2 protein-coding genes are annotated in these 3,438 nt (G+C 71.7%); both read right to left on the reverse strand.

The annotated features are described in order from the left end of the window. A partial coding sequence (locus tag B7767_RS23745; protein WP_107486283.1) for a nitrate- and nitrite sensing domain-containing protein occupies nt 1–2,082 on the reverse strand: 2,082 nt, incomplete at its 3' end. Between the two features lie 51 nt (nt 2,083–2,133). Continuing rightward, nucleotides 2,134–3,144, reverse strand: coding sequence for a substrate-binding domain-containing protein (locus B7767_RS23750; protein WP_085573981.1), 1,011 nt, complete (start codon nt 3,142–3,144; stop codon nt 2,134–2,136). Nucleotides 3,145–3,438 lie beyond the last annotated feature (294 nt).

Below are 3,438 nucleotides of genomic sequence, written 5' to 3' on the forward strand. Positions count from 1 at the left end.
CACCGACACGGCCGGTGCGGGGACGGTCCGTACGGCGGTCGCCGGACGGGACGCCGCGGCCTGCTCCGCACCGGCGGCCACGGGCTCCGGGCGCCGGTCGTCCGCCCGGTCCCGTACGGCCTCGGCGCGCGTCTCCCTCCGGTCACCGTCGGACGGCACGTCCCGTACCACGATCTCGTGCGGGATCAGCACGATCGCCGTCGTCCCGCCGTACGGCGAGGGACGCAGGGTCACGGAGATGCCGTGCCGGTGCGCGAGCTGGGAGATCACGAACATGCCGAGCCGGAGGTCGTCGGCGAGCGCCACCACGTCGAACTGCGGCGCCTTGGCCAACTGGGCGTTCAGGGAGGCGTAGTCGTCGTCCGACAGGCCCAGGCCCCGGTCCTCGATCTCCACGGCGAGCCCCTTGGCCACCATCGCCGCCCGCACCGTGACGGGGCTCGGCGCCGGCGAGTACACCGTCGCGTTGTCGATCAGCTCGGCCAGCAGGTGGATGACGTCGGCCACCGCGGGCGGGGCGAGCGACACCTCCTCCTCGGTGAGCACCTCCACCCGCTGGTACTCGGCGACCTCCCCGACGGCACTGCGCACGATGTCGATCAGCGCGACCGGCTCGCTCCAGGTACGGCCGGGACGCTCACCGCTGACGATGACCAGGTTCTCCTCGTACCGGCGCAACTGGCTGGCTGTGGAGTCCAGTTCGTACAGACCCTTGAGGACCTCGGGGTCGGTGTGCCGGCGCTCCAGCGCGTCGAGCTTGCTGAGCTGGAGGTTGACCAGGTTCTGGCTCTGCCGCGCGATGCCGAGGATGACCTTCTGGAAACCGCGCCGGGTGTCGGCGAGTTCGACCGCGGTGTGCACGGCGGTGCGCTGTGCGGTGTTGAACGCCTGGGCGACCTGCCCCAGTTCGTCGTGGCCGTAGTCCAGCGGGGTCGTCGCCGACTCGGCGTCGACCTTCTCGCCCCGCTCCAGCCGGGCCACCACGTCGGGCAGCCGCTCCTCGGCCAGTCCGAGGGTGGCCATCCGCAGCCCGCGCAGCCGGCGGGAGAGCGAGCGGGTGATGCGCCAGGACAGGCCGACGCACAACAGCAGCGCGAGCAGTCCGGCGGCGCTCAGGGAGGCGGCCGTGATCAGCAGGCTGCGGGCCTCGCCGGCGCTGCGGGTGAGCAGCGCGTCGGTCTGCTCCCGGATCATGGCGGCGTACTGCGAGGAGACCCGGTCCATGGCCTCGTCCCACCGCTCCCGCAGGTCCGGCAGTTCGACGGTGCGCTTCTCGCCCGTGGGCGCGGTCGCCAGTACCTGGTCCTCGACCGCCTGCAGGGCGCGCCACTCGGCGCTCTGCAGGATCCGCTCGGTCTGGGTCTTGGTCTCACCGCGCAGGGAGGGCACGATCTGGTCCTCGACCAGCCAGCGGCGGGTGTGCACCAGCTCCGCGAACTCGCCCCAGCCCTCCGTGTCCATGCGCCCGGCGGACCAGGCGAGGGTGAGCCGCGCGTCCTCCTCGGAGAACAGCTCCGCCGCGTGCTCCAGCGCGATCAGCGGTTCGGCCTCCGAGGTCAGGTCGCCGTCGTCGACCTGGGAGAGTTCCTGGAAGGCGTGGATCTGGTCGTCGATGATCGAGGTGTACTGCTCGAGCGCCTGCTCGGCGGTGATGTCGCTGGGGTGGTCCACCTGGTCCCGGTAGTACTCCAGGCTGCCCACCGAACCGAGCACCCCGTACATCCGGTCCGAGATGCGGGCCGGTGCCTCGGCGATCGCGTCCGCCTGACCGACCAGCTTCGCCACCGCCCCGTCGGTCTTCTCGCGCTGCGCTTCGAGGGCGGTCCGGGGGGTCTCCGGATCGGCCAGCCACGCGGCGGTCAGCCTGCGCTCCTGCTGCAGCGCGAGCGCGGCGTGCGTGCCCATCGCACCGGTCGACCGGCTCAGTTCCGTCTGGGAACGCAGTTGCAGCCCCTCGGAGAACATCTGGATCGTCGTCAGGCCCCACATGCCGGCGAGGGTGACACTGGGCACCAGGGCGAGGAGGAACAGCGAGAGACGTATGGAGCCGAAACGGCGCCGGGCACCTGTCCGTGGAGACATCGTGGTCCTAGAGCGGTCGGGTGTTGGGGGAAGTACGCACGGGCCGGCCCGTCAGCGGGTTCCGTCGGCGGCGAACCCGGCGACCGCGGCGGCGTTGGCCTTCGTGACGAACGCGGGCCCGGTGAGCACGGGCGCGACCCCGCCACCGCTGATGTTGCCGTTGGTCCGGTACAGCCACAGCGCGTCCACGGCGAGGTAGCCCTGCAGATAGGGCTGCTGGTCGACGGCGAACTGGACGTTGCCGCCGCGCACGGCGTCCACCAGGTCGTCGTTGAGGTCGAAGGTGGCGACGCCGGCGTCGCTCTCCGCCTCCGAGACGGCGTCGACCGCGGTGAGTGCGAAGTCCGCCCCGTTGGTGACCACCTCGTCGATGGTCGGGTCCTGCCGCAGCCGGGCGGTGATGATGCCGGAGACGGCGCGCATGTCGGTGCCGTCCACGTAGAGGTTCTCGGTCGTCCCGCCGAACGCCTTCTTCACACCGGCGCAGCGGGCCTCCAGGGCAACGTTGCCACGCTCGTGGACGACGCACAGGGCGTGCTCGGCCTTCAGCTCGTCCAGCTTGTCGCCGACGGCCCGGCCCGCCACGCTCTCGTCCTGGCCGAAGAACTCCAGCAGCCCCGCCGACTTCCAGGCGTCGATACCGGAGTTGAGCCCGACCACGGGGATGTCCGCGGCCCGTGCCTCGTTGACCGGGCCCTTCATGGCCGCCGGCTTGGCCAGCGTCAGCGCGATGCCGTCGACACCGTCGCGGACCGCCTCGCGGACCAGCTCGGCCTGTCCCGCCGGGTCCGGGTCGCTCACGTACGTCAGCTCGATGCCGTCCTTGGCGGCCGCCGCCTCGGCACCCTTGCGCACCCGGTCCCAGAACGCGTCGTCCTCGCTGCCGTGGGTGACCATCGCCACCTTGATCCGTCCGGCGCCGGAGGCGCCCGCACCGTCGGAGTCCGAGGAGTCGTCGGCCGAGCCGAAGGCGGAACAGCCGGTCGTCAGCAGACCGACGGCGGCTGCCAGGGCGGCCAGACGGCGTCTCGTGAGGCGGTGGGACGGGGGACGAGTGTTCATGGAGAGTGCGGACCTCGCTGTGCGGCCGAGCAAGAGCAGGGGAGAGCACGGACGGAACCGCGCGGGGTGCGTACTCCGACCGGGTGACTCTCGCTGGCCCGGAGCCAACCCTGTGGAACCACCGGTAGTCAAGTGAACAGCCACGTGAAGTGAGGCGATGCTGCCGCATTGTGATGAACCGTGAGTACGGTGCGTCCGTCGTCCGCCACCGAACCGAACGGACGGTACGGAGCGGCTCGGGCCCCTCGCGGACGCCCGCCGTTCAGCGCCGGCGCAGCCGCAGGGCCAGCGCGG

The organism is Streptomyces sp. 13-12-16 (assembly GCF_002114215.1).
In the GTDB taxonomy this organism is placed as follows: Bacteria; Actinomycetota; Actinomycetes; order Streptomycetales; family Streptomycetaceae; genus Streptomyces.

Excerpts from the sequence above, each read along its gene's own strand:
- B7767_RS23750 (WP_085573981.1), bottom strand. The coding sequence starts at position 3,144 with ATGAACACTCGTCCCCCGTCCCACCGCCTCACGAGACGCCGTCTGGCC.